Genomic DNA, 20,918 nt, shown 5'->3' with positions numbered 1-20,918 from the left:
GTATCATGAAAAAATATATATTGTTGATTTGCATGTTATCATTGCTGACCGTCTCGTGTAAAGAGGATTTCTTTGAACTTGAAAGACCTCCTCAAAGCCCGTGGACCAGTGTTACCGAATTCGACAGAGCGGCAAGGGGTGCGTACAGGCAGCTTTTTGCAACCGATGATTGGGGAAATGTATTTAATTATTGGTTTTTATTCAAAAACGCAGTAGGTGACGATGTTTCCTGGTCCACACCTGGTGATGCCGCCTGGGGATGGTATAGGGACACGGAAAACAATAAGGACTGGACGGATGCGACATTCACAGTATCTTATCGGGTCATTGCATCCATTAATGATGCATTAGAATTTGTTGAGAATAAAGACGGTAATCCCTATCCTGGTATAAGTAGCGACGACAAAACCCATAATCTTGACAGGATAATGGGAGAGCTCTACTTTTTAAGGGGATACGCCTATTACATGAATGCTACTCTTTTTGTAGATGCCTATGTGCCTGGCGGCGCTAATAATGCTAAACAGATACCGCTGAGAACGACTGCGTCTAATTCGTATGACATTGCCGTAAAGTCTCAGATAGGCACTGTTCAGGAAATCTGGCAACAGATTCTGGCAGATTTCCAAAAAGCCCATGATCTGTTGCCGGAACGATATATAGCAGGTAAAATGCATCCGTCCTATGAGGCTGGACGCGCTAATAAATTTGCAGCCAAAGCCATGTTGTCGCGTACCTATTTTGCTATGGGGGACTATACAAAGTCCAAACAATATGCCAATGAGGTAATTGAACAAAACGGGGGTGATTATAATCTGAGTGAAGATCCGATTGAAGCTTTTAACAAAAGCACCTTAGCGCGTGGTAAAGAAACCATCATGTACATTCCTAGTTATGATAAGGTACTTGGCAAGCAAAATTTACATGCTACCACCTTTACTAATCTGTTCAACGGAGCCCCGTGCGACTGGACGGCCACTTATATGGACCCGACGGTGTTACAGCGGCTTAAATGGATGACGAACCCAAAAACCGATACCACGATTAATCTGGCAGCCAGAAAAGACAAAAGATTTACCCAGTTATTGTTTGTTCGTGAACCTGGAAATATTCCTACCGCGAAGCAGGTACCCGGCCGTTACTATGATAAGAGGGTAAACATGGCGTGGCGCAGTATCGTTAATAATAAGTATTTCAGAGGGCCCGGGGGTAATTTTACCAACGTTCCTCAGATCAGGCTGGCAGAAATGTATCTCAACAGGTCTATCTGCTCATTTCTAGCAGGCGATAAAGAGAGCGCGGCAAAGGACCTGAATATCGTGAGAAAGCGCGCTTGGAATGCCACTGTGGCGGGTATGACTTACGAGGCGTCGACTCACTTCATTACTGCTTCTGCCATTACCGAACAGATTATTGGAGATGAAAGGCTCGTTGAAATGTTTGGTGAGGGCGATCGTATTGACTATTTGAGGGGCATGAAAAGGGAAGTTCCCAATGGTGATCGGGGACCAGGATCTGTACCTTACACGGATAAGGGCTTTGTCTGGAATGTGCCAATTAATGAAAAACTTTTAAACGAAGGCTATGAGTAGATAAGGGGTATTCCACAGACTTTTGGATATAATGTAGTTTATATGGAGGTCACAGTATCTCCATATAAACAGACTCTCGTAAAATTATAAAAATGAAGGAGTTGTTTTTAGAACCTGCCCTCTCAGGGAAATTGAAATGCTTGTTTTTATTTATTGCAATGGTTGCGGTAAGTTCATTTGCCGAGGGTTCACCAGGAGCTTCGGCTTTTGCACCGGGTTTAAAGTTGTATGTCTCAACCCTGGGAAATGATGGCTGGTCAGGAAAGCTGAGCCAGCCTAACCGCAATAAGACCAATGGCCCTTTTGCAACCATAGAGAAAGCCAGGGATGCGATTCGCCTATTGAAAAAACAAAAGAAACTTCCCAAAGGAGATGTCGTGGTAGAGATTCAGGGAGGCCTTTATGAGTTACCAGGGGCCATTGAGTTGGGAGCTGAGGATGGCGGTTCCGATGCTCTGTCACGGATTGTATATCTTGGTGAGAAAGGTAAAGCAGTGCGCTTGTCAGCGGGGAAAAAGCTTTCGAAATGGGATCTGGTAACAGATGAGGCGGTTTTGAGTAAATTTAATTCAAATGCCCGCGGAAAGGTATATCAGTCGGATCTTTCGGCTATTGGTATAAACGATTTCGGATCTCCGGGAGGAGGGGGGATAGAATTGTTTTTCAATGACAAGCCCATGTGGGTATCACGCTATCCCAATAAGGGGTTTGTGAAAATAACAGGATTACTCAATGAAGTTCCGGTAGATGTCAGAGGCACCAAGGGGGATAAAACAGGCAAGTTCATTTATGAGGACCAACGAATAAATGAATGGGAAAATGAAAAAGATGCATGGGTTGATGGGTACTGGTTTTGGGATTGGGCTGAGCAACGCCACAAAATTTCCAAAATTGATACAGAGAAAAAAATCATCGAAGTTGTTCCTCCATATCATGGCTATGGCTATCGTTTGGGCCAATGGTTCTATGGATTTAATCTGCTTTCGGAAATAGATGAGCCAGGGGAGTATTATGTAGACAGAGAAAGGGGTGTCCTTTATTTTTATCCGCCGTCAGACGTTACAGCGGGTCATGCTTTTGTTTCCATAAATAAAAATATCCTGAATGTCCGGGAGGCTTCATTTTTAACGATACAGGGGCTGATACTGGAAGGATCCCGAGAAACGGTGGTTAAAATGGAAGCTTGTCAGGATGCTTTACTTGTAGGGTGTACAATCAGGAATTCCGGAGACGAGGGCGTTACGGTACATGGTGGCCACCGGAATGGCGTAGTGGGTTGCGATATATACAATGTAGGTGCGGGGGGGATCAAAATCGATGCCGGAGACCGCAAAACGCTTATGCCCGGAGAGTGTTTTGCAGATAATAATTATATACACGAGATCGCAAGAATCAAACGTGTCTATTTTGCAGGAATTTCTTTGAATGGAGTGGGTAACCGTGCCAGCCATAATCTTATATCGCAGCTTCCGCATTTTGCTATATACTTCAACGGCAATGACCATGTCATGGAGTACAATGAAATATCCGATGTTTGCTATGAATCAAACGATGCGGGTGCCGTCTATGCCGGTCGTAACTGGACCATGCGGGGAAACGTAATTCGCTACAATTATCTTCACGATATATCGGGTTTCGAGCAGAAGGGATGTGTAGGCGTTTACCTTGATGATGCATTTTCAGGCGTTGATATTATTGGGAACGTATTTGAAAAGGTAACCCGCGCCATGATGATTGGTGGTGGTAGAGATAACAATGTTTTGAACAACATCTTTATCGATTGTGTACCTTCCCTGCATGTGGATGCACGGGGATTAGGATGGATGCATGAACATCCTGAGGAATGGATTGAGGAAGAAAAAGAAAAGGGTACGATTTCAGGTACTGCTTATAACAAACCCCCGTACAGCACACGGTATCCGAAACTGATTAATATGATCAACGATGAGCCCAAAGCGCCGAAGGGCAATGTGATTTCCAATAACATTTGTGAAGGTGGTGCCTGGGATAAGAATGTGGGTTTCTGGAGAACGTCTATTGAAGATAAGGCTCGTCCCTACATCACAATGACCGACAATGTAGTTGCACCCAATTCGGCAGTTAAAGATAGCTTGTCAAAAGGTTTTGTGGTAGCCAACCCTTTATTTGCCAATCAGAAAAGCCCTAGGGACGGAAAATTCCAATTGGATGCGGGCTCCCCGGCTTTGAAGCGTGGTTTTCAACAGGTTCCATACGATAAAATTGGGCTTTATCAACATGACAATCGAGCAAGCTGGCCTGTTTTGAAAAAATAAATGATATCGGTTTCCGGCATTCCTGGAGTAGAATTGGTTGGTATTAGACCTGATCACGATTTCTTTTGTGGCACTATCGGCCTTCCTTAGGGGGTGTCCTGACTAATAAGAAACGATGGATCGGCCAACGACAAGCTGTCTTACAACACAATTCGTGATAAGATCCATCACCGCAATAACCGTCTTACCTTATGAATAGAAAGGAATTTTTGACATCTGCATCTGTACTGGGATTAGCCTCTCTTGGTGGGGACGCTTTGTCAGATGTCGGCGAGCGGATGTATACACGATCACTTCCCATAGTGGATACACACCAGCATTTGGTTGATGTTGAGCGGTTTGGGAAGGATTGGGCTCACCCGCCGGTTGCCGGGAATTATGGAATTGCAGAATACAAAAGGGTAATTAAAGGGCTGAATATTGTAAAGTCAGTGTATATGGAGGTCGCAGTGCCGCGGGATAAACGTTATGAAGAGGCGCTTTATGCGATCGAGCTTTGCGGAGACAAGCGCAACCCTACGGTAGGGGCTGTTGTTTCGGCGGATCTTTATATGGATGATTTCAGGGGGTACATGTCGCAGTTTAAGAACTCCTCTTGCATCAAGGGCATTCGGGCCGGATTTAAGTCTCGTGAATCCATGCTGGACAGCGGCGTTGTGGACAATCTCCGTTTTTTAGGCGACATGGATATGCGCTTTGATTTTATTATTCCTCCTGCCTGGTTTCCCGATATGGCAAAACTGATACGGGCCTGTCCTGACACACAATTCCAGGCAGACCATTGCGGAAATGCTGACCCAAAAGCTTTTTTTGACCAAAAAGTTTATGGCAAACCTGACCACGACCGCGCTGAATGGATAACGGGAATGAAGGCTATGGCATCCGAAAAAAACGTAGTGTGCAAAATATCAGGTCTCGTGTCCCGTTCGACGGGCTACCCTGTTACTGCAGAAAATCTGGCTCCGGTAATTAATCATTGCTTTGACATTTTTGGTGCCGAGAGAGTGATGTTTGCCAGTGACTGGCCCTGGTGCCTGAAAGGTATGTCGCTTGCTGGTTGGGTGAATATTTTGAAACAAGTGGTTAAAGACAGATCCTTCGAAGAGCAGAAAAAATTGTTTCATGATAACGCCATCAGGCATTATAAAATTTAGCCATGATTTTTTTCCACCGTTCACTTTATCTGCTGATACTTGTTTGTCTGCCTGTAATAATGTCGTTTGCCCAGGAGTCACGCGCATTTAAAGTATTTCAGTTTCCACCGGATAGGATTCCATCCATTGATGGGAAAACAAATGATTGGGATCTGGTTGGAGAAGCGTATAGTGTGGGAATGAACCAATTGACCGACACCCGGGAAAGTGGTGCACACAAAGTTCATAACCCGAAGGATCTGGATGTAAAGGTGAAAGTGGGCTGGGTAAAAGGCATGAACAGGCTGTATTTTCTGTACGAGGCTTACGATAATTATTGGGATTTTTCATTGCCTGATCTGCACAATGATATTTTCGAATTAGTGGTGGATGGAGATCGGTCAGGCGGACCATTTATTAGTCCTTTTCACGTGTTTAAAGATTTGGATCCCATGGATGCCTACTTTTCTTTCCAGGGAGCGCATGCGCAAAACTATCATATCTATACGCCGGCCGTCGGAAAGGAATGGGCGTTTGTATGGGGCAGTCAATCCTGGATCAAAAACCTGCCCTATGCCAACGCGGCCAGCGATTATAAATTTACTCCGGGCGATTCCGGTAAGTTTACACTGGAATTCTGGATCACACCTTTTGATTATGCAGGTCATGAAGGTCCGTCCAGGGCTATCGAATCCGTATTGACCGAAAATAAGACCATTGGAATCAGTTGGGCGATCATTGATTATGACGATGTGAATACGAAGGGAAATCATAATAACAACGGATTCTGGACACTTGGTAAGGAACGTAAAATGTATGGCGATGCGTCTTTCCTGCTCCCTTTCCGCCTGATGCCATTGGAAAGTAAATTCCTTAAACCCATCGATGCGCAATGGTCATTTTCAGTAATCGATATGAACCGTCGTCTGGTCGCTTTTAAGGATGAATCAATAGGGCAGATAACCTCCTGGAAATGGGATTTTGGCGATGGAAAAACATCCGGCGAACAACATCCGATACATGCGTATGAAAAGCAAGGCATGTACGTAGTTGTGCTATGGGTTGAGGGCCCGTCCGGAAAGTCGCGAATGGCAAAGGTATGGGATGTAGCGGTTAAATAGGCTCGCTTGTTTTTGTTTGCAGTCGGCATGTCAAGCAAGATCGTGATCCTGTTTATTGACTACAGCAGCAAATGCAGATAAACAATTCTGGTAAAAGATCATGCTCAGGTCTCATGTACCATTGGTTCCTCACAAATCCTAAAATCAATTCCATCAAAGTATCAATATGAAATACAGTGATCTGGCCTTGGCGGTTATCTTTTTATTTTCATTCCTGTCTGCGAATGCGCAAAATATTACACTAAGCAGAGAGGATTTAATTGCAATTACAGCGCAATGGGAAGGGGAACGTTTTGCTGACGGGCGACCAAAGGTGAAGGATAATATCCTGGAACGCATGAAAAAAATATCCCTGGAACAAGCCTGGTCGGTACTAAGAGGAGAAGGCTACCCGCACCAGTATGAAGAGAACTGGAAAAATATACATTCCGGTGAAACCCTGGTCGGCCGCGTACTCACGGCGCAATACATGCCGCTTCGCAAAGAAGTAAGGGAATTATTAGAGAAAAAGGGGGTAAAGGATGGTCGGATCGGGGATATGGTATCCTGGCCGATTGACATGCTGAGCAAAGGCGATGTGTACGTGGCGGATTCTTATGGCAAGGTTGAAAACGGGCCCATCATTGGCGACAACCTGGGTACTTCCATTGCTGCAAAATCTGGAAATGGGGTGGTGATCAACGGCACCGTTCGGGATCTGGACGGATTAAGGGAAATACCCGGATTCACTTCTTTCATCAGAGGGAGTCATCCTTCTTACCAGCAGGAGATGATGCTTACCGGTATTAACATTCCGATCCGTATTGGTTCTGTGACCGTATTGCCCGGCGATATTGTACTTGGGAAACTCGACGGGGTAATCTTTATTCCTCCTCATTTGGCAGAGAAAGTTGTAAAAACGGGTGAACTTGTACTGTTAAGGGATCAGTTTGGTCACAGCCGGCTTCGGGAAGGGAAGTATACGCCCGGGCAAATTGATGGCAGATGGACCGCTGAAATTGAAAAGGATTTTTCGATGTGGCTAAAAAAGAACATTGGTGATCTGCCTGTTCCGAAAGAAGAAATCGAGGAGTTATTAAAAACCAGAACCTGGTAAAAATTCATTTACACCAACAGGTAGTTGAATTACTGGTATACCCAGGCACGACAATTTTTTATTTTAATAAGTACTGAAATGATTTTATCTACAGCAAGCAAAACTGTTATTCTATCAAAGTTATTTGGGGTGTTACTTTTTTCGCTAACCGGTGTTTTTCTTACAAGCTGTACTCAAAAGGAAAAATTGCCCGAAGGTGACCCGAATAATGGAGGTCTTATCTTAACAGAAGGGTTTGAAGCTGTGGTGGTTGTGGATAGTATAGGCAAAGCGAGGCATCTGGCCGTGAATGAGAATGGCGACATATACGTGAAACTGACAACGGGTGGCCGGAATGCTGGTAATGCTGCACTGCGAGATACCGACCATGATGGTAAGGCAGATCGTGTTGCCTATTTTGGGGATTATCAGGAGGAGGGTGGTTATGGCCCTAACAGTATGAGAATATACAACGATTATGTTTATTTCAGTACCAAGGGAGCCGTATATAGGAATAAGTTGACACCCGGCAAACTGGTGCCTGAAAGCAAAATAGAACTGATACTTAGAGACGATTATAAAGTCGAACACATTGCCAAGACCCTTGCCTTTGACGGAGAGGGGCACATGTATGTTGCGTTTGGATCTACCAGTAATGTTTGCCAGGAAGTTAACAGAGAGCCAGGGAGCGTAGGGCAGGATCCATGCCTGGAACTCGCTGAACACGCAGGAATTTGGCGGTTCGATGCCAATAAAACAAGTCAAACTAAAAAGGATGGAGTACGGTATGCTACCGGCATCCGAAGTGTGATCGCAATGGACTGGAGTCATGGAAACAACTCCTTATATGCCCTGCAGCACGGGAGGGATGATCTTAAGCGAACCTGGCCATCTTTATACACCGACTGGCAAAGTGCAATGCTTCCTGCTGAGGAATTCTTTAAGGTGGACCAAGGGATGGATGGCGGATGGCCTTACTACTATTATGATCAGATACAAAATAAGAAATTGTTAAATCCCGAGTATGGTGGGGATGGGAAAAAAGAGGGAAAGGGTGCTTCATATGCACAGCCACTGATAGGGTTTCCTGGTCACTGGGCACCCAATGACCTGCTTTTTTATACCGGTAATCAATTCCCGGAACGTTATAAAAATGGTGCTTTTATTGCATTTCACGGTTCGGCCAACCGGACGTCTTATCCGCAGTCCGGATATATAGTTTGTTTTGTTCCTTTCAAAAATGGTACTCCGTCGGGACCATGGGAGGTATTTGCAGACGGTTTTGCCAAAAAGGATACCATTTTAAGTTCCAGCGACGCAGCCTATCGTCCGATGGGTTTGGCGGAAGGACCCGATGGTTCACTGTACATCGGTGATGATGTGAAAGGAAAAATATGGCGCGTCATGTTTAAGGGCAGTAAAGAGAATTTTGGTAAAACACAGTTAGCCGAAATGGAAAAGCGGAAAACAGGAATAGCCATCAGAACCCCGGACGAGGTGAAGGACAACCTTGCCGTGGGTATGGCAGGTGGTGGCGAAAAAATTTATAACACTTATTGCATTTCATGTCATCAGAAAGATGGCAAAGGCGACGGCAATCGTTTTCCGCCCCTCAATGGATCGGAGTGGGTGAATGGTGATAAACAACGACTAATCAATGTGCTGTTGAAAGGTCTTCAAGGTCCGGTTAAGGTAAAAGGTAAATCCTTTGAAGGTGTAATGCCCAAGCATGATTTTATGAGCGATGCTGACATTGCCAAAGTCCTTACCTACACCAGGTTAAACTTTACAAATAATTCGGGAATCATTCTGGAAGCCGAAGTGGCGGCTTCCAGGAAAAAACTAAACCTCAGCACCACGGGTAAAAAATAGAGGGGAAGTACAGGTATTAGCATCGGAAGAGATTTGATAAAGGACAACGTTTGTGTTGAACGACTACATTTTATAGGGCAAAAAACATTAAAATGAGAACTGGTATTAATTTAAGATTGACTGCATTGAGTTTATTAAGTGCTGCTTTTTTTTCTGCAAGGGCACAGTCTACAACAATCCCTGCCGCTCCCTCCAAATTGTTGGAATATGACAAAATTGTAAATGCAATGGCTGTCGTAAAAGCCCGCAACATATCGGTTCCGCCGGAATGGGCCATCATGCAACGGCAACTCATCGACGTGATGGAGCAGGGTGCGCCTTATTATTTGAAAAGATTTACCCGCCCCGATGGCACTATTTATGGAAAAGGCCCTTACGATGATGTGTATGAGATGTTTTACAACTGGCCGGAGCTTTATGCCATATCGGGAAATGGATTTCTTTATGAAACAGCTGTAAAGGAATATAATGCGATCACCCGGAGTAACACCGCTTATTCAAATGATTCGATTGATTATTTTCACCAATTGTATAAGGAATACCCAAGGAACGACGATTTTTTTCATATCAGTGAGGGCTTAACTGCATTCTATAACCTGGCATTAGGCGATCCTTCACTCCCCGAAAACATACAGCGGGCAAGACGTTTTGCGGGATTGTATTTAAATGAGGATCCGGAAGCGCAGAACTTTGACGAAAAGCACCATATTATCAAATCTATCTTCACGGGAAGTAAAGGGCCTTTGACCAGCTCGGATGCGACCTATAACCTGCGTTACGGGCATGCTTCTCTCTACCCGATCATTCCGAACCTGGAACCTGGTTGGCCTGATGCTCCTGAAAGAAAAAAGCAAATACAAGATTTGTATGATCAGATGGTTACCCGTACAGATGTGCCTGTTAACCTGGCAGCGACCGGACTTATGGCCAATGCGTATTTATATACCGGTGAAGAAAAGTACAAACAATGGGTGTTGAACTATGTAGATGCCTGGATGAAACGCATTACAGATAATGGAGGTTTGTTACCCGACAACATCGGGCAGACAGGTAAAGTGGGAGAGTATCGCAATGGTCAATGGTGGGGTGGCTTATACGGATGGTACGGCCGGTATGGCCTGATGATGATGTTCTCCCAATTATCCGTAGCCATGGAAAGTGCTTATCTGCTTTCGGGAGATCCGAAGTATCTGGATTTGTTAAGATCACAGATTACCAGCCTGATGCAAAGAGGTAAGACTACAAAGGAGGGGCAGTTATTGGTGCCGTTTCGTTATAAGAAAGAAGGTTGGTTTAGTTATCGTCCCATGATGATACAGGATCTGGCCCATTTATGGCATGCTTCTATGGACAAAGGCGATTGGGAAAAAATAGAAGTACTCATGAAAGGAAACAAATACCATCCTTTATGGGATGAAGGTATTTGGGGGACGAATACACTTAATGAAGGCGATAACAAAGTTTGGGAACCCGCTGAACCGTTTGATTGGAGCAAGGAAATAAGCAATGGTGACAGAACTTTCGGCAGCGCTGAGCATGCACGACTTATGTATTATGCAGGAAAGAATCCGGATTGGCCCGTTGAATCGTTAAAGGCAGATTATAAAGAAGTAGTGAGAAGAATGAACTTCATGCAAAATGATCCCAGGGATGTTTCTAAAATCAACGGAGACGACTTGTATCCCAATAATCCGGTGATCACCAAGGCTTTGATACAAACCACTATGGGCACGCCGCAAACCATTTACAATGGCGGACTCCTGCGGGCTACCCTAAGGTATTTCGATGCCGAGAAGCAGGAACCGGGTCTTCCAAAAGACGTGGCCGCTTTGGTGGAAGGCCTGGAAGCAGACCGTACGGTGGTAAATCTCGTCAATCTTAATGTCATAGAAAGTCGTCGGGTTATTTTGCAGGCTGGTGCTTTTGGCGAACATACATTTACCACGTTTTCTTACGAGCAGGAAAAAGAAGATGAAGGCAGCAATCCTAAAAAAGGAGCTGTCAAGGTCGATGTCAATAATCCACATTTTGTTGTAGAGCTACCTCCGGGTGCTTCCATAAAATTGGATATTGGTATGCGAAGGTTTGTAAACAAGCCCTCGTATGCTTTTCCCTGGCACCGTGGAAAGGTTGCAATAAAATAGGGATCACGCAGGAATGATTAGCGTTTATGCATCTTCATACCCTTAAAGGCATAAATTTTGGTTTGTATGATTTATTGTGGTTAAACCAAAACTGTATTTGTCCAACATTGAGTGGCTTTACTTTTTTGCGTCAAGGCAAAAAAGTAACCCTGCGGTCGGTACGTCGGAGCGGGACCTCTCCTCCTTGCTCATCAAACGGTTTTTTGGCGAGCGCTGCCACGATTTTAACGGCCCTGGACAATCAAGTTTCCTATTCGGCAAGTCTTCAAGCATACGCCTGGGTACTGCTTTTCACAATGTTTATACTTCTCTAGGGTTTTGTCAATACCAATACCCAATCCTGTTTACCGCCCGGTGCGGTGGCCGACAGCTTTCCAGAACCATCGGTATTCAGCGTAAGTTCCTGTTCCTTAACAATCGATACAGGATTAAACCAATAGGCTTTATATGGCTGGTTTGTTGCAGGGAGAGTAATGGTAATACTTCCCGCAGACGGCAGATACACCAGTGCGGACTGATTATCATCGGTTACGGCCAATACAGGCATATCGGCAGACGACCATTGGGTGATCATTCCCGGCTGTGGCTGAAAGCTGCTCCAACCCGGAATGGACTCAATCAGTTTTCTGGCGGCGCCAATCTGAGAAGAACCCGGCAATTTCATAGCCTCATTCCAGGGCGTAGTCCCCCAGTTATTACCTCCCGGCGACTTGCCATACGGCTTGTCAATACCATTTAATTGCCATACGCCGTTGGCACCATAGGTATGGCCTGCCAGCCCGCTGTTAACGGTGTGTGCCCAAAAAGCACTTCTTGGTGCCTCCGCCGGTAAGGGATTGGGTATGGCCAGTGCTTCATAACGTGATTCCCCACTCATAACAGGCATCGGTGGATTGATACGCCATCCGTCAAGGGCCTGCGCAGCCTGCCTGGCTGCTACATTGCCATGGCCGCTTTGATGCATATCAAAGTCGAGCAAGGCAGGTTCGGTGATGGATTCTCTGGTCGTTTTAGCATGATGTGCCGCATGGGTTGAAAGTATGCGATCGAAAGGATCTGTTTCCTTGATGTAACGTATTACATGTGTCCATTCATTTTTTAGCCACACGATATCAGCCGCTTTATTGGTTGATAAGTAAAATGGCATGGTCGTTTCACCGGCTGCACACCACACCACAGGCAAAGCGCCCCATCGGGCAATCAGGTAACGCCAATGCTTTTTCATTTTTTCAGAACCTAACCAGGGAAGGTGATACCCCCAGGCTCCCACGATACAGGGTACGATTCCCTGCTCAGCCAGGTAAATAATGCGGTTGTCGGCGGCATCAAAATAGGCGGGTCTGATGCTACTATATTTTTCCTCCCATGGAAAGCCGTTTTCATTTTCACCGCGAGGGTCAAATGCGGGCATGTCGGGATAAAGGCCTGCAACGATCTGAACCACATTAAAGCCTTTCTTTATCCTGTCGTCAGCCAGCAACTTCACCTCTTCTGGCCAAACAAGTCTTTTGGTGAGGCCCATCCACCAGGTGTCGCCCATCCAGAAAAAAGGTGTGCCATCTCCATAAGCAAAATGCCTTTGATCGGCTGCTATCCTTAGGGCACCCCGCCGGAGCAGCACATTGTCACCCTGGTATTTCCTGACCTCGATTTTCCCCTTTACATGGTGTAAGGCTTTATCCCCGGTTGCTGAGCATAACGTTGTAAAAGAGTGCTTCCCTGGCAATGGTGACGAATACCGTATCTTCCAGGTACTGCCGCCGGCCCAGAAAGCGGGCACTTTAAGTTGTTTTCCCGACGGATCCGTGAAAACCGCATCGAGCTCTACCCTGTTAAATGGGTCATCGTATTTTGTGTTGGTTGTGAAGCTAAGCTCAACCATTTTATTGGTCTCGGTCTTAGCCACCATACCCTTGCTTTCCGCTGCCGCCGGGCAAAATAACAATAGGATGATGTACAGCAAAGCGATCCCCGGATACTGACCTGATTTATGCATGCGGGAGTACCCACGGCGACACAAAGGTGCTGTTATCATAAGCTTGTGTTTGGTAAAGTGACAGATCGTTTTCAGTAATAACGATCGGGTTTTATAAGAACCAAATATTGAATGCATGCAAATCTACTCGACTGGCTGTTCTGTCCTTTGTTGCGTCATAATACCTCACCCTCATGCGTGTACCCGCGCGATTACCCTACTCCTCCCCGGCCCGTCCAAGCAGCACCGCGCCATTCGTTACATAACTGGCAAAAATCAGCCCGGTGGAAGCCACCGCATGTTTAATCAATTTAAAACCGCCTGGAATTGTACCTCCGGCGAATAGCTTCTTTCCCTTACCCAGCACCACCGGATAAATCCAAAGGTTCATCTGATCAATCAAACCATGTTGAAAGAGGGATTGGATAAAATCGGCGCTGCCCCACATATGCAGATCAATCCCGTCACTGGCTCTCAATTCCTTTACCTGCTCAATGGTATCGCCATTCAACAAAATAGTACCCTTCCAGCTGGACTCTTTTAAGGTGCGGGTACCTACATACTTATTGATCCCGTTGAATTTGTCGGCGATCGGGCCGGATTGGGATGGCCAGTATGGCTCCCAAATGTCGTAGGTAACCCGCCCCAGCAACAAATCATAATCCTCCTGAATGGCGTCAAAGATCGTCTTCCCCGATAATTCGTCGCCATACTTTGCGCTCCATCCGCCCAGCTCGAAGCCGCCGGTGGTGTCTTCGTCAGGCCCTCCCGGCCCCTGTATCACGCCGTCCAGGCTAATATGCTCGTTGATAACAATCCTTCTCATGGTGTTTCAGGATGAAAGGTTGGACATTATTTCGGTTGACACCACAAGTTTAGAGAAACTTTTACAAAAAAAACGATGAAAATCAGGCGATTTTACGCCAATTGTGTCGGCTCATAGCTATGAGGGGAATTGCTGGCCTCCATAAGAAATATTAGAGTTAACTCAGGAATTTAGTGCGGAAACCTGACGGCGATTCCCCTGTTTTGGTCATAAATAATCTACTGAAATAGGCGGGGTCGTTGTAGCCGAGGTGGTAGGCAATTTCCTTTGCAGTGAGTGATGTATGGGCCAGCAACCGTTTTGCTTCTAAAATAATACGGTTCTTAATCACCTCATTCGGCTGTGGAAGCCGAAGGCGGTTGAATTTGTGTGTAATCGTTTTGGGCGCCATACAAAGGGAATCTGCGTAATCGGCTACTGTGTGTTTGGTTTTATAGTGCTCTTCCACGAGCCTGGTAAACTTCCGAAAAAACTCAAGATCGTTTTGCTGTTCGGTCACGAGGGAATTCAGATGCTGTCTTTTCCAGGAACGTGTGGCCCGAATCAGCAATTGTTTGAGGTAAGTCCGGACCATTTCTTCCAACGAACTGTCATCAATTTGAAACTCCTGTGTCATTTCAGCAAACAGATGTTTCAGAAAAGGGATTTCGTCTTCCGAAACCTCTACTTTGGGCATGTTGCGGATGTTGTTGAAAAGCAGCCCATCGCAGGCCACTTCCTGATCATGGATTTGAATACAATAAAAATCGCGGTTGTAAAAAATGAAATAGCCGCTTTCTTCGCCCGCAGTTTCCAGTTCTAAATATTGATTGGGGCTGATAAAAAAAAGTGTCGGCTGCTGCGTGTCATAACAAGCAAAATCGACCCTGAGCTTGTAGCCAGCTGGCAAATAGAGTATTTTGATGTATTTTTTATAGTCAGGACCGTTGATCGCATTTGTCTGCTCCTGACTTACACGCAGCAATCCCAAGGTCTTTGAATTATTGTTGAAAACGATTGTACTCATGGCTGTTGGTGCGCGTGATTGGCAGGATTTTTTTATTTCAAAAAGGATAAAAAACCTGTGAAGCGCTTACTTGCTTCACAGGTCTAATCATGTATTTTAGTTTCTGGCAAACTTTTCAAGTTCGGAGTTAAATTTATCCATTTCTTCCACAAAAAGCCCGTGTCCGCCTTTCTCAAATTTCACGATGTACGAACCTTTGATGGCTTTTTGCAGCTGTTCTGCACCAGCGAAAGAACATAACTTGTCGTTTACACCATGAAATATCGCGACAGGCATTTTGATTTTTGAGAGTTCAGGACGCAGATCCAGGTTGAGTAATGCGGTGATTGCCTGTGTGGTAGCGTAGGGAGATGCATTCAGGTTGATGCTTTCCAACCATTTCATCGATTCCGGCGAAAGGCTGCCTTCCTGCCCCTCAAAGGCTTTTCCGAAACCTGCCACCAATTGCTCCCGGTTGGTTTTGGTCTGCTTGATCAGATCCGCTGCAGCCTGGTCGGTGATGCTGCCGTAAGGATAACCTTCACGTTGTTTCCATGACGCGCCGGTTGCACCGAATAAGGCTAGCTTGCCGATATGCGCTCCTTTATATTTCGTCACAAAGTGGATTGTCACAGCGCTTCCCAGTGAAAAGCCTCCGAGCGTGGCATTCTCAATTCTCAGTTTTTCCAAAACGACCTTGATATCGTCGGAGAATGTGTCGAAATCATATTTCCCATAGGGCCTGTCGGATTTGCCAAATCCGCGGAGCGAAATTCCTATAACCCTGAAACCTTTTTCAACCAGATACTGGTACTGATATTCGTACATCTCGTTGTTCAGCGGCCATCCGTGAATGAGCACCACCGGCTGCCCCTCACCGAGGTCAATTACATGGAGTTTTACATTTTTTTCCACTTCAATGTATTCTTCTCTTCCCAGGGATGCGGGCTTGCGTGTTTGTGCAAAAAGGAATTGACCTTGGATAAAAGTGAACAGGAAGGCGATGGTTAAAGCAATTTTTTTCATCTGATTGTTAATATAAAGTTTTAAGTTAATCAGCTAACCGTTAGCTGATTGTCTTTGTGTTTTGACATTACAAAGGTGGCAGATTACACCACGCCGAAGAATGGATAAAAGGCAATGCACCTTGTACATTTTTCCCGAAAGGGGAAATTACGGCTTGTAAAAAGTGGCTAGTTGATTCAATCGCTGCCTGACCAGCGCATTTTTCACAGGCTCAAACCGCGCCAGCTCGACATTGTTTTTGGTAACGACAATATAAAACGGCTGGCTTAATTTGGTTGTAAGGTGATAAATGGTAGCAAGCTCCGCGATATCCTCAGACCACGCCGCCATGGCGTATAACGAAGGGAATGGCGTCTTAGCGAGTCGTGCGTAAACTTCTGGTGCCAGGCTGACCGGCACCGGCTTCCCGCTTCGAAAACGGGTTTGTTCCAGCAACGAGTCAATGTATGGTTCATCGGGCATATTCATTTTGCGCCAGATATTTTTTGTATAGGGCGTCGGTTCAACAATGGTATCTCTTTTGGCGGGATGCGGGGTAATTTCCGTCACGATGTCGACAATGTGCGTGGCCTCGTGCATCAACACATAAATAATGGCGTCCATGCTGCCGCCTTCTACACGCACTTTGTAACTGGAATCCGCGGCAGGCGTGAAACAAGTATTTTCTTTCCAGGTTGCCCATTGAGAAATATTCTCGTCGAGCAGGCCAGCCCGGAAGGTGATGTTAAACATTTTCGTAGTGCCGCCGGTATCAACCGGTGAAGTCAACGCCGTGTTCGGCATGTTATCCATGAAGCTTATGCTTTGTAAATGCTGTTTCAAAATCCGCTGATGCAGAGCCGGAAAAAGTGCAAAAGCGTTGTTTACCTTCACTTTTTCAGCTGGTGTCAGTTTATGGTCAACCGGTTTCATACCAGCCTCACGAAAACTTTCAAAAACACTTTCAGGGGCGATTTGTATTCGTTGGGAAGGATTTTTTTCGAGGGAAGAACCCGACTTTTGCGCAAAAGTAATTACTGAAAAAAGCAGCATTACCAGACCCAACGTTACCCATTTCAACGGCAATTCTCTGATCATAAATTTGTTCAATATTGAGCAATAAAATCTTTTGCAGGAATGCTCAGAAGCATATTGAGCATTCCTGCAAATTTCAACAATTACCTTCTAACCTGTAATCTTCAACGAACGGATGGAAGAACCATCCAGCTCGAGGTGATAATTCATCACCGCCGGACTACCCGGAAATGTGCCGGTCACTTCCACGGTGAGCTTTCCTTTTGAGCCGGTTTGACTAAAATCCAATGGTGTCAGCTGCATATTATACTTTTCTGTCGCCTCTTGTATCCACTCCTTAATTTCCGCCCTACCTGAATAGGACGAACCTTCATCGGAAACGGTTGCTTGTTCGGTAAAGTAATTAGCAAATGCTGTGCTGTTCAAGTCGTTTTGTGCTTTAATAAAGCCCTCTATGTTTTCTGGAAGTTTCATGATTACGAATCGTTTTATTGATTATAAAATGGTTTTTATGCTTAATGAAATTGGCCTAAATCGCAGGAATTGTACCGCCGTCGATCACATACTCCGTACCGGTGAGGTAACCTGCCCTGGGTGAAACCAGGAAGCCAACCAGCTCGGCAACTTCCTCTGGCCAGGCGGGTCTACCGAATGGAATGCCGCCCAACGCGTCCATGACGCCTTTTGCGGCCTGTTCAGCGGTAACGCCCGAGCTCTCGGCGATACGCTCCATCATTCTGGCCGATGCCGTGGTCATGATCCAGCCTGGCGATACGGTCAGTACGCGAACGCCCTTTGGCGCAACTTCATTGGAAAGGCTTTTGCTGTAATTGACCAGGGCCGCTTTTGCCGCCGCATAAGGGAGTGTCGAATCGTACAAAGGCAACTTCGCCTGAATGGACGCTATGTGTATGATCACGCCTTCGCCGCGCCTGATCATGCCAGGTAAAAAGCCCCGGTCCAGTCGCACAGGTGCGAGCAGATTGGTCTGAAAAGACAATTCCCAGTCCTCATCGGAAAGTACTGCAAAGCCGCCGCCCGGCGTTTCGGAGCCGCCCATATTGTTGATCAGGATATCCAGCCGACCAAATTTTTCAAGTACCTCGTCGACAACTTTCTGAGTTCCGTCTGGCTTACTCAAATCTGCCGCGATAAAATGGGTGTCTTCTTTGTCATCTTCCGGCTTGTTTCTGGCCGTAATGATCACCGTTGCACCTGCTTTTAAAAGGCGATCGGCGATGGCCTTGCCGGCTCCCTTACTGCCTCCGGTTACCAGTGCTATTTTATTTTTCAGTTCGTTTTCAAAATTAAAGTCCATGTCAATGCTGATTTGTTCAGGACAAATTTCGGCCGTATGCTCCCCGCTGACAAGTACGGACTTACGAATCAGATAGGGATAAATTTATCCGTATTGAACCGCTGCACGCATATGTTTATATTTGCATCATGTACGAAAGAAAGACATTGCCCGACCTGAACTGCGGGCTCGACCTGATCGGCGAAGTGCTATACGGCAAATGGAAGATGCGGCTTTTGTGGTTTATCAACGAAGGGTTTCGACGTCCCAGCGAACTGCAGAGAAGAATTCCGGGCGCATCGCGACGCGTGCTGAATGTGCAGTTGAAGGAACTGGAAAATCACAAGCTTGTTGGAAAGGTGATTTACCCGGTTGTTCCGCCCAAAGTTGAATATTATCTAACCGATTTCGGGAAATCATTGATACCCGTCATTGACGCGATGGGGCAGTGGGGCGATGCCCATGACGAGCGCTTGCGAAAGCTCATCATGAGGAACATTCAGTCGTAGCTAAGCCTATTCTGCCGCTTTCCAGGTGCGTTTATATTTTAAGATTGACAAATGTTCTTTCTTGAAATAAAAGGCGGGAATTCTGTTTGTTTTTTACAAACTGGAAAATGAGAGGTTCTCACAGTGCCTGGTCCTGATCTAAAACAGAGCATTAGATACTGTCCAAGTTGAACTTCGACAGGTAAAAGCATCGGGAAAGTAGCTTTTAGGTCTTACAGTACCCTGTTAGTCCAATCCAATTCAACACTAAAATGCTACTTAAAAAATACCTCTACGCGCTTTTATTTTGTGCATGCACCCTTTCGGTTCAGGGAAAAGATTACCGCGCATCACTGTTTGGCATATATAACGACGGCGTTACACTCAATACGCGGTCTATTCAGTTTGCCATTGATCACATACATCAGAATGGCGGAGGAAGGCTTGTTTTCTTTGTCGGGCGATACGTCACGGGCTCTATTCATCTCAAGTCCAACGTGACGCTGCATCTGGAAGAAGGGGCTGTGCTCGTTGGCTCCCTCAATCCGTGGGACTATGACCGCAAGGTCTGGACATCATTGATTTTTGCACATGACCAGCAGAATATCGCCATTACTGGAGAGGGAATTATCGACGGCCGCGGACGATACATAGCCCGTAATATCATCGACATGATTCACAAGGGGCTGATTAAGGACGGGTTTCGTTTTGACCGTCCGGAGGCTGAAAGCAGGCCTGTACTTGTCTATTTCCGGAACTGTGAAAATGTGCAGGTGAAAGATATTACCATGCAGAATTCGTCGAGCTGGGTTCAGATCTATGATCAGTGTAAGACGGTAGAAATTGATCGTATCAAAGTCGACAGCAAGGCCTACTGGAACAATGACGGCATCGATATCGTCGACTGCGACGGCGTTACTGTCACGAATTCCTTCATTGATTCGGACGACGATGGAATTTGCCTTAAATCGCATGACGCGAGTAAAGTCTGCAAGAATATTGTAATCAAGAATTGCACCATACGGTCCAGTGCCAACGGAATCAAATTCGGTACTGCTTCTTACGGAGGTTTCAGCAATGTGAAAATATCAAATATAAAAATCTACGATACCTACCGATCTGCCGTGACACTTGCTGCTGTGGACGGCGGATTTGTAGAAAATGTGTGGGTCGACAGCGTGCAGGCATACAACACAGGAAACGCGATCTTTCTGCGCATCGGCGAACGCGTCAAAGGAAAGAAAGGTCGGATGGAAAACATCCATATTGCCAACATGTATGTAGAGGTGCCTGCAACCAAGCCCGATGCCGGTTACGAATATGAAGGCCCAACGGAAGATATGCCCCGGAACATCTCGCCCGCTGGTATCACCGGGATGCCGGATGCACGCATCGAAAACGTTACTTTGAAAAATATAGAAATACGTTATCCGGGCGGAGGAAATAAAATGTTCGCCGGAGTAGCGCTCGACCAGCTGGATAAAGTCCCGGAAAAACCGGAGTTTTACCCGGAGTTTTCTATGTTCGATGAGTTGCCAGCCTGGGGTTTATACATCCGTCACGCCAAAAATATTAAGGTGGAAGGATTGACGCTGTCTTGTGAAAAGAAAGATTACCGAGCAGCCGTTGTGCTGGATGATGTACACGGGGCTGCGTTTAGCAAAGTAAAAATTACAAAACCTGATAAGAGAGACTGGATATTTAGTCACAAATCGACGGGTGTGGAGAAGAAATAGCTTATCACCCAAAATGACATAAGAAATTCTATATGGTTAAAGCAGACCATATATGTTATTTTTGAGCAAGATAATCGGAATAATTCCGATTATCTTGCTATTTTTATACATGAATTTGATTCAAGGTTTACGAAATCTATTCAGCCAGCCACTGCGCATCAGCTGCTTCGTTCGCTTTTGCAGGATTACAAACGGCCCAATGAGCAACACAAAAATTGCGCTTGGCGAAAACACCATGACTATGGCTGCCGGTGCACAGATTGACCGGGAATGTGGATTTGTTCTAAAAGAAGACGAGGCCGGATTCGCTTTTACCTTCTTTGTAGACAAACCTATTTGA

Annotated in this window: 17 protein-coding genes; 10 read left to right on the top strand and 7 right to left on the bottom strand. The window is 45.7% G+C overall.

The window, feature by feature from the left end; translation table 11 throughout:
- Positions 1-5 precede the first annotated feature (5 nt).
- The 7 genes from DYADSP32_RS16530 to DYADSP32_RS16500 all read left to right on the top strand — a co-directional run bounded on the left by DYADSP32_RS16530 (position 6) and on the right by DYADSP32_RS16500 (position 11,231).
- Positions 6-1,592 (top strand): RagB/SusD family nutrient uptake outer membrane protein, encoded by a 1,587-nt coding sequence (locus DYADSP32_RS16530; protein WP_149241708.1) that lies wholly within the window; start codon positions 6-8, stop codon positions 1,590-1,592.
- Between the two features lie 92 nt (positions 1,593-1,684).
- Positions 1,685-3,886 (top strand): right-handed parallel beta-helix repeat-containing protein, encoded by a 2,202-nt coding sequence (locus DYADSP32_RS16525; protein WP_149241709.1) that lies wholly within the window; start codon positions 1,685-1,687, stop codon positions 3,884-3,886.
- 191 nt (positions 3,887-4,077) lie between these two features.
- Positions 4,078-5,040: an amidohydrolase family protein gene (locus DYADSP32_RS16520; RefSeq protein ID WP_149241710.1), complete on the top strand. Its 963-nt coding sequence runs from the start codon at positions 4,078-4,080 to the stop codon at positions 5,038-5,040.
- 2 nt (positions 5,041-5,042) lie between these two features.
- Positions 5,043-6,140 carry a PKD domain-containing protein gene (locus DYADSP32_RS16515; protein WP_414617844.1) on the top strand — a complete coding sequence of 366 codons (1,098 nt, stop codon included), beginning with the start codon at positions 5,043-5,045 and terminating at the stop codon, positions 6,138-6,140.
- Between the two features lie 166 nt (positions 6,141-6,306).
- Complete coding sequence (locus DYADSP32_RS16510) at positions 6,307-7,236, top strand: RraA family protein (RefSeq protein ID WP_149241711.1); 930 nt, start codon at positions 6,307-6,309, stop codon at positions 7,234-7,236.
- A 78-nt stretch (positions 7,237-7,314) separates the two neighbouring features.
- Positions 7,315-9,087: a c-type cytochrome gene (locus DYADSP32_RS16505; protein ID WP_149241712.1), complete on the top strand. Its 1,773-nt coding sequence runs from the start codon at positions 7,315-7,317 to the stop codon at positions 9,085-9,087.
- A gap of 92 nt (positions 9,088-9,179) precedes the next feature.
- A complete protein-coding gene (locus DYADSP32_RS16500; RefSeq protein ID WP_414617843.1) occupies positions 9,180-11,231 on the top strand; it encodes a hypothetical protein in 2,052 nt (683 codons plus the stop codon).
- A 310-nt stretch (positions 11,232-11,541) separates the two neighbouring features.
- Here the strand turns inward: DYADSP32_RS16500 and DYADSP32_RS16495 are convergent, their stop codons facing one another.
- The 7 genes from DYADSP32_RS16495 to DYADSP32_RS16465 form a co-directional block, all read right to left on the bottom strand.
- Complete coding sequence (locus tag DYADSP32_RS16495) at positions 11,542-13,266, bottom strand: DUF4038 domain-containing protein (protein ID WP_414617842.1); 1,725 nt, start codon at positions 13,264-13,266, stop codon at positions 11,542-11,544.
- 157 nt (positions 13,267-13,423) lie between these two features.
- Positions 13,424-14,032 (bottom strand): dihydrofolate reductase family protein, encoded by a 609-nt coding sequence (locus DYADSP32_RS16490; RefSeq protein WP_149241714.1) that lies wholly within the window; start codon positions 14,030-14,032, stop codon positions 13,424-13,426.
- Positions 14,033-14,189: 157 nt separating this feature from the next.
- Complete coding sequence (locus tag DYADSP32_RS16485) at positions 14,190-15,038, bottom strand: helix-turn-helix domain-containing protein (RefSeq protein WP_149241715.1); 849 nt, start codon at positions 15,036-15,038, stop codon at positions 14,190-14,192.
- A gap of 96 nt (positions 15,039-15,134) precedes the next feature.
- The gene (locus tag DYADSP32_RS16480; protein ID WP_149241716.1) at positions 15,135-16,043 is read right to left on the bottom strand and encodes an alpha/beta fold hydrolase; all 909 of its coding nucleotides are present in this window, start codon (positions 16,041-16,043) and stop codon (positions 15,135-15,137) included.
- 147 nt (positions 16,044-16,190) lie between these two features.
- Complete coding sequence (locus tag DYADSP32_RS16475; RefSeq protein WP_414617841.1) at positions 16,191-17,120, bottom strand: hypothetical protein; 930 nt, start codon at positions 17,118-17,120, stop codon at positions 16,191-16,193.
- 87 nt (positions 17,121-17,207) lie between these two features.
- Entirely contained in the window at positions 17,208-17,531 is a 324-nt protein-coding gene (locus DYADSP32_RS16470; protein WP_149241717.1) for a nuclear transport factor 2 family protein, read from the bottom strand.
- A 55-nt stretch (positions 17,532-17,586) separates the two neighbouring features.
- The gene (locus tag DYADSP32_RS16465) at positions 17,587-18,375 is read right to left on the bottom strand and encodes an SDR family oxidoreductase (RefSeq protein ID WP_149241718.1); all 789 of its coding nucleotides are present in this window, start codon (positions 18,373-18,375) and stop codon (positions 17,587-17,589) included.
- A 128-nt stretch (positions 18,376-18,503) separates the two neighbouring features.
- Here DYADSP32_RS16465 and DYADSP32_RS16460 point away from each other — a divergent pair, with 128 nt between their 5' ends.
- The 3 genes from DYADSP32_RS16460 to DYADSP32_RS16450 all read left to right on the top strand — a co-directional run bounded on the left by DYADSP32_RS16460 (position 18,504) and on the right by DYADSP32_RS16450 (position 20,918).
- A complete protein-coding gene (locus DYADSP32_RS16460) occupies positions 18,504-18,863 on the top strand; it encodes a winged helix-turn-helix transcriptional regulator (protein ID WP_149241719.1) in 360 nt (119 codons plus the stop codon).
- Positions 18,864-19,114: 251 nt separating this feature from the next.
- Complete coding sequence (locus DYADSP32_RS16455; protein ID WP_149241720.1) at positions 19,115-20,578, top strand: glycosyl hydrolase family 28 protein; 1,464 nt, start codon at positions 19,115-19,117, stop codon at positions 20,576-20,578.
- Positions 20,579-20,777: 199 nt separating this feature from the next.
- Positions 20,778-20,918, top strand: a complete 141-nt coding sequence (locus DYADSP32_RS16450; RefSeq protein ID WP_414617840.1) for a hypothetical protein — start codon at positions 20,778-20,780, stop codon at positions 20,916-20,918.

It is taken from the genome of Dyadobacter sp. 32 (assembly GCF_902506755.1).
In the GTDB taxonomy this organism is placed as follows: Bacteria; Bacteroidota; Bacteroidia; order Cytophagales; family Spirosomataceae; genus Dyadobacter.
Note: the sequence above shows the minus strand (reverse complement) of the source record. Positions and strands in the feature narration are given on the sequence as shown.

Coding starts and splice junctions, on each gene's coding strand:
- DYADSP32_RS16530 (WP_149241708.1), top strand. CDS start 6: ATGAAAAAATATATATTGTTGATTTGCATGTTATCATTGCTGACCGTC.
- DYADSP32_RS16525 (WP_149241709.1), top strand. CDS start 1,685: ATGAAGGAGTTGTTTTTAGAACCTGCCCTCTCAGGGAAATTGAAATGC.
- DYADSP32_RS16520 (WP_149241710.1), top strand. CDS start 4,078: ATGAATAGAAAGGAATTTTTGACATCTGCATCTGTACTGGGATTAGCC.
- DYADSP32_RS16515 (WP_414617844.1), top strand. CDS start 5,043: ATGATTTTTTTCCACCGTTCACTTTATCTGCTGATACTTGTTTGTCTG.
- DYADSP32_RS16510 (WP_149241711.1), top strand. CDS start 6,307: ATGAAATACAGTGATCTGGCCTTGGCGGTTATCTTTTTATTTTCATTC.
- DYADSP32_RS16505 (WP_149241712.1), top strand. CDS start 7,315: ATGATTTTATCTACAGCAAGCAAAACTGTTATTCTATCAAAGTTATTT.
- DYADSP32_RS16500 (WP_414617843.1), top strand. CDS start 9,180: ATGAGAACTGGTATTAATTTAAGATTGACTGCATTGAGTTTATTAAGT.
- DYADSP32_RS16495 (WP_414617842.1), bottom strand. CDS start 13,266: ATGATAACAGCACCTTTGTGTCGCCGTGGGTACTCCCGCATGCATAAA.
- DYADSP32_RS16490 (WP_149241714.1), bottom strand. CDS start 14,032: ATGAGAAGGATTGTTATCAACGAGCATATTAGCCTGGACGGCGTGATA.
- DYADSP32_RS16485 (WP_149241715.1), bottom strand. CDS start 15,038: ATGAGTACAATCGTTTTCAACAATAATTCAAAGACCTTGGGATTGCTG.
- DYADSP32_RS16480 (WP_149241716.1), bottom strand. CDS start 16,043: ATGAAAAAAATTGCTTTAACCATCGCCTTCCTGTTCACTTTTATCCAA.
- DYADSP32_RS16475 (WP_414617841.1), bottom strand. CDS start 17,120: ATGATCAGAGAATTGCCGTTGAAATGGGTAACGTTGGGTCTGGTAATG.
- DYADSP32_RS16470 (WP_149241717.1), bottom strand. CDS start 17,531: ATGAAACTTCCAGAAAACATAGAGGGCTTTATTAAAGCACAAAACGAC.
- DYADSP32_RS16465 (WP_149241718.1), bottom strand. CDS start 18,375: ATGGACTTTAATTTTGAAAACGAACTGAAAAATAAAATAGCACTGGTA.
- DYADSP32_RS16460 (WP_149241719.1), top strand. CDS start 18,504: ATGTACGAAAGAAAGACATTGCCCGACCTGAACTGCGGGCTCGACCTG.
- DYADSP32_RS16455 (WP_149241720.1), top strand. CDS start 19,115: ATGCTACTTAAAAAATACCTCTACGCGCTTTTATTTTGTGCATGCACC.
- DYADSP32_RS16450 (WP_414617840.1), top strand. CDS start 20,778: ATGAGCAACACAAAAATTGCGCTTGGCGAAAACACCATGACTATGGCT.